The 5,248-nt window shown below is 70.9% G+C and carries 6 protein-coding genes; 1 reads left to right on the top strand and 5 read right to left on the bottom strand.

What is annotated here, in order from left to right:
* Nucleotides 1–160 precede the first annotated feature (160 nt).
* The 4 genes from B9S61_RS11675 to B9S61_RS11660 all read right to left on the bottom strand — a co-directional run bounded on the left by B9S61_RS11675 (nucleotide 161) and on the right by B9S61_RS11660 (nucleotide 3,688).
* Nucleotides 161–1,084, bottom strand: coding sequence for a hypothetical protein (locus B9S61_RS11675; RefSeq protein ID WP_103542195.1), 924 nt, complete (start codon nucleotides 1,082–1,084; stop codon nucleotides 161–163).
* Nucleotides 1,085–1,097: 13 nt separating this feature from the next.
* Nucleotides 1,098–1,394: a DUF4193 domain-containing protein gene (locus tag B9S61_RS11670; RefSeq protein WP_003993510.1), complete on the bottom strand. Its 297-nt coding sequence runs from the start codon at nucleotides 1,392–1,394 to the stop codon at nucleotides 1,098–1,100.
* Nucleotides 1,395–1,787: 393 nt separating this feature from the next.
* Nucleotides 1,788–3,029: a HAMP domain-containing sensor histidine kinase gene (locus B9S61_RS11665; RefSeq protein WP_103542194.1), complete on the bottom strand. Its 1,242-nt coding sequence runs from the start codon at nucleotides 3,027–3,029 to the stop codon at nucleotides 1,788–1,790.
* Nucleotides 3,030–3,034: 5 nt separating this feature from the next.
* A complete protein-coding gene (locus B9S61_RS11660; RefSeq protein WP_007387794.1) occupies nucleotides 3,035–3,688 on the bottom strand; it encodes a response regulator transcription factor in 654 nt (217 codons plus the stop codon).
* A gap of 444 nt (nucleotides 3,689–4,132) precedes the next feature.
* Between B9S61_RS11660 and B9S61_RS40790 the strand changes: the two genes are divergently transcribed.
* Nucleotides 4,133–4,306 (top strand): hypothetical protein, encoded by a 174-nt coding sequence (locus B9S61_RS40790; protein WP_181007333.1) that lies wholly within the window; start codon nucleotides 4,133–4,135, stop codon nucleotides 4,304–4,306.
* A gap of 88 nt (nucleotides 4,307–4,394) precedes the next feature.
* Here B9S61_RS40790 and B9S61_RS11655 read toward each other — a convergent pair whose 3' ends face one another.
* Nucleotides 4,395–5,210, bottom strand: coding sequence for an inositol monophosphatase family protein (locus tag B9S61_RS11655; RefSeq protein WP_103542193.1), 816 nt, complete (start codon nucleotides 5,208–5,210; stop codon nucleotides 4,395–4,397).
* Nucleotides 5,211–5,248 lie beyond the last annotated feature (38 nt).

The following is a 5,248-nucleotide window of genomic DNA, read 5'->3' as shown; positions in this document are numbered from 1 at the left end:
TCCCGTACCCCCGCTCACGCTCACGCGGCACGCCGCGCCGCCCCCGCTCAGTGGACGCCGGGCGCCCGCTCCGGCGCTTCGGGGAGCCTCCGGGCAGGGCCCAGGGACGTGCGGAGGCGCGGGGGCAGGGGTGATGGCCGTCGCGCCCGGGAGACGGCTCTCACGGGGTCTGGTGCCCGCCGAGTTCTTTCAGGGCGTCCTCGGGAAGGACGTCCTCGGGGCGCTCCAGGGCGGGCAGCGCCGGCAGGGCGTCCCAGGGCACCTGGATTCTGCGCAGGTCGTCCCGGATGCGGGTGGCGAGCTTTCTGGTGTCCCGGCGGTTCATGACGGCGCCGACGGCGGCCCCGACCAGGAACGGCATCAGGTTCGGCAGATTGCGGACCGTGCGCTTCATGATCCGCTGGCGCAGTTCGCGCTTCATGCGGCTGTTCAGGGCCACGCTCACCGTCGAGGGTCTGGTGGCCTGCACACCCCGCTCCTCCGACCAGGAGTTGAGGTACACGGTGCTGCGCTGGGCGAGGCTGCCGGGCGGCCGTACGCCATAGACCTCGTGGAGTTCGGCGATCAGTTTGAGTTCGATCGCGGCGACGCCGGTGATCTCGGCGGCCAGTTCGGTCGGCATCGCGGGCGGTACGGGCAACATCGCCGCCGCGCCGACGCCGGCCCCGACCGTGGCCGTGGCCTTCGCGGCACCGGCCACGAGCTTGTCCGCGAGCTCCTCGGGTCCGAGTCCGGCGAACTGCCTGCGCAGCGTCCCGAGGTCCCGTACGGGCAGACGCGGGGCGATCTCGATGATCCGGTCCGCCAGGTGCGCCAGACCGGCACGGGCGCGGGCGCCGCCGTTGCGGACGCCTTCCCGGGCCTTCTCGCGGAACGCGGCGGCCCTTCTGTGCGCCGCGGGCGCGGTGACCTCCAGGGGTGCCGGGAGGTCACCCCGGCCGGATGCTGCTTCGAGCGAGGCCGCACCGCTGCCGGCTGGGCCTCGCTCTGGGTCACGCGTTTCGTGCTGCGGGCCCTTGAGGGGCCCTTTGTCCGCTCCCCTCGTGAAGAAGCGGCGCTTCCGCGGTGGGGTCGAGCCAGTCACGGCCGACCCCGCCTCAGTCGCAGTCGCGGCAGATCGGCTGGCCGTTCTTCTCGCGGGCCAGCTGGCTGCGGTGGTGCACCAGGAAGCAGCTCATGCAGGTGAACTCGTCCTGCTGCTTCGGCAGAACCCGGACGGCCAGTTCCTCGTTCGAGAGGTCCGCACCGGGCAGTTCGAGGCCTTCGGCGGCCTCGAACTCGTCGACGTCGACGGCCGAGGCGGACTTGTCGTTCCGCCGGGCCTTCAGTTCTTCGAGACTGTCCGAGTCGACGTCGTCGTCGGTCTTTCGTGGAGTGTCATAGTCGGTTGCCATGTCGCTCTCCCCCTCTGGGTGTATGCGGTGTCTCCAGCGCACGTAACGCGTGAGAGGCCGGACTTGTGCCCGACCTGAGGCGGAGATTTTGCCTCACATCAAGGTCTGTTACTCAATCGACACCCAACCGGATCCCTCATGAGTGATCGGCTTGGATGGCGATGGGGACCGTACACGGTCCCAACGCCGCACATCAAAGGCGCCTCACCGTGTACTTCCCGTGATCGGGGCCCCTGAAAACCGGGACTTTCCCGACCTTCCGACGCGACACATGATCACGGAGAGTGGATGACCGGGAAAACACCCCTGTGATCGATCACACACGCGAGTCCCGGAGACGTGCCCCGGAAATTCCGCGCAAAGCGAACACCCCGTTGTGTCGGGGGCATGATGTCAGATCGGCAGGGTGACGCGCATCACGAGCCCTCCCCCCTCCCTCGGCTGCGCGTAGATGTGCCCGCCGTGCGCCCGGGCGACCGACCGCACGATGGAAAGCCCGAGCCCGACGCCCTTGTCGCTGCCGGTGCGCTCGGTGCGCAGCCGGCGGAACGGCTCGAAGAGGTTGTCGATCTCGTACGCCGGCACGACGGGGCCCGTGTTGGACACCACCAGGACCGCCTGGCCGTGCTGGACCTCGGTGGTGACCTCGACCCAGCCGTCCTCGGGCACGTTGTAGCGCACGGCGTTCTGCACCAGGTTCAGGGCGATCCGTTCCAGCAGCACGCCGTTGCCCTGGACGACGGCGGGCCTGCGGTCCCCGCGGATCACCACGTGCCGGGCCTCCGCCTCGGCGTGCACCTGATCGATGGCCTGCCCGGCGACCTCGGCGAGGTCGACGGGCCCCCGCTCGACGATCTGGTTGTCGCTGCGGGCGAGCAGCAGCAGTCCCTCGACGAGCTGCTCGCTGCGCTCGTTGGTGGCCAGCAGCGTCTTGCCCAGCTGCTGGAGCTCCACCGGCGCGTCCGGGTCGGAGAGATGCACCTCGAGCAGCGTGCGGTTGATCGCCAGCGGGGTGCGCAGTTCGTGCGAGGCGTTGCCCACGAAGCGCTGCTGGGCCGTGAACGCCCGCTGGAGCCGCTCCAGCATGTCGTCGAAGGTGTCGGCCAGCTCCTTCAGCTCGTCGTCCGGGCCGTCCAGCTCGATCCGGCGGGACAGGTCCGAGCCCGCCACCGCGCGGGCGGTGCGGGTGATCCGGCCCAGCGGGGACAGGACGCGGCCGGCCATGGCGTAGCCGAAGGCGAAGGCGATGATCGCGAGACCGAGCAGGGCGAGCAGCGAACGGCTGAGCAGATCGTCCAGGGCGTGCTGGCGCTGCTCGTTGACGCATTCGTTCAGCGCCCGGTTGAGGTCGTCCGCGGGCAGCGGGGAACTGCGCAGGTTGCAGAGTTCGCTGGAGACCTCGCCCGAGAGGATCCGGAAGGGCAGGTCGCTGCCCACGTTGAGTGCGTTGGCGGCGAGCAGGTAGATGATCGACAGCAGCATGATCCCGGCGATCAGGAACATGCCGCCGTAGAGCAGCGTCAGCCGTATCCGGATGGTCGGACGCAGCCAGGGAAAGGGCGGCACCGGCCTGCGGGGGTCCCACGTGGGCTTCGGCGGGGCCTGCGGGGACGCCGGTGTGGGGGTGGCGGCCACGGGGATCAGATCCGGTAGCCCGAGCCCGGCACGGTCACGATGACCGGCGGCTCGCCCAGCTTGCGGCGCAGTGTCATCACGGTCACCCGCACCACGTTGGTGAACGGGTCCGTGTTCTCGTCCCACGCCTTCTCCAGCAGCTGCTCGGCGGAGACCACCGCCCCCTCGCTCCGCATGAGCACCTCCAGCACGGCGAACTCCTTCGGCGCCAGCTGGACCTCCTTGCCGTCGCGGAAGACCTCGCGGCGGTTGGGGTCGAGCTTGATCCCGGCGCGCTCCAGCACGGGCGGCAGCGGCACGCTCGTCCGCCGGCCGAGGGCGCGCACCCGCGCGATGAGCTCGCTGAACGCGAAGGGCTTGGGCAGATAGTCGTCGGCGCCGATCTCCAGGCCCTCGACCCGGTCGCTGACGTCACCGGACGCGGTGAGCATCAGCACGCGCGTGGGCATGCCGAGCTCGACGATCCTGCGGCAGACGTCGTCGCCGTGCACCAGGGGGAGGTCGCGGTCGAGGACGACCACGTCGTAGTCGTTGACGCCGATGCGCTCCAGGGCGGCCGCACCGTCGTACACGACGTCGACGGCCATGGCCTCCCGGCGCAGTCCGGTGGCCACCGCATCGGCGAGCAGTTGCTCGTCCTCGACGACGAGTACGCGCACGTCGCTTGTCCTTCCTCATGTCCCGGACCCGCGCGGCACCGAAAGGCGCACGTGGGCGGGAGTACTGGGTGGGTGTGTTGCCTCCATCCTGCCCTTTTCGGCCGTAAGTCGGCTGTAAGGCGGAGGAACGGCCGGTGGCGAACGGCCGCGGGACCGGGGAACGTCCGGGCGAACGGGGCGGGAATACGGGATTTTCTCGCGCGGTGAGGTTTCCGCGGAAGGGAGCCTGGGGAGGACGGGTTTACATCCCGCGATCACGCTCCGCATGTACCGCACCACCATGCGGTGCGACGCAGTCCGCTTCCGCAGGGCGGGCGTGGATGTCCGGCACCGCCGCCGCCCGGCCGGGTGGCGCTGGGCATTCGCTCAGGACGTGATCGTCCCTTTCGAACGGCACACCCCCGTGCCACCGACCCACCCACCCAGGACGAGGGGGCGCAGCGCATGGACGCATTCACCGCAGGACTTCTGCAGCGCATAAGGGCGACCGAGTCCGATCTGACGCGGGCACGTGACGAGGGCGACGACTTCCTCGTCGACGTGGAGCAGGGCGAACTCGACGACCTGCGCCGCCTCGCCGCCGAACACGGCGTGGAGGTCGGCGCGTACAGCGTCTGATCAGCTCGTGGACGAACGGGCCCCGGCGAATCCAGCGCCGGGGCCCGTTCGCGTCGTCCCCCGTACGCAGGGATGAGCGGTGATCCGGTCAGTCGTGCCAGGCTCCCAGGTCCTCCAGGAGCCGCTGGAGGGGCTCGAAGACACCCGGACTGGCCGCGACGGTCAGCTCCCGGGAGGGGCCGTCCCCGGCGCGTCCACCGGTCAGCGCGCCCGCTTCCCGGGCGATGAGATCACCGGCGGCGAGGTCCCAGGGGTGCAGTCCGCGCTCGTAGTAGCCGTCGAGACGGCCCGCGGCGACATCGCACAGGTCGATCGCGGCCGAACCGCCGCGCCGGATGTCCCGCAGCAGGGGGATCAGCCGCTGCGTCACGTCGGCCTGGTGGGCCCGGACCTCGGTGACGTAGTTGAAGCCGGTCGAGACCAGGGCCTGGTCCAGGGGCGGCGAGGGGCGGCAGCTCAGCTCCCGCTCGCCCTCCCAGGCACCGGTCGCCCACGCCCCGCCGCCGCGCACCGCGTGGTACGCCTCGCCGCGCATGGGCGCCACCACGGCTCCGGCGACGGTCTCGCCGTCCTGCTCGGCGGCGATGGAGACGGCCCAGGTGGGCAGGCCGTACAGGTAGTTCACGGTGCCGTCGAGGGGGTCGATCACCCAGCGGACACCGCTGCTGCCCTCGGTGGAGGCGCCCTCCTCGCCCAGGAAGCCGTCGTCCGGGCGGCGCTCGGCGATCAGTGTCGTGATCAGCTTCTCCGCCGCGATGTCCATCTCGGTGACGACGTCGATCGGGCTGGACTTGGTCGCGGCGACCGCGAGGTCGGCGGGACGGCCGTCCCGCAGCAGCGCGCCCGCGCGGTGGGCCGCCTCCCGGGCCAGCTCCAGCAGTTCCGCGTGCAGGGGGTCGGTCACGGGGCTCCTCATGCGTAGGGACTGTCGACGCCCGCCGC

The organism is Streptomyces sp. SM1 (genome assembly GCF_002910825.1).
GTDB lineage: Bacteria > Actinomycetota > Actinomycetes > Streptomycetales > Streptomycetaceae > Streptomyces > Streptomyces okerensis.
The sequence above is the reverse complement of the archived record's forward strand: the minus strand, read 5'-3'. Positions and strand labels throughout refer to the sequence as shown.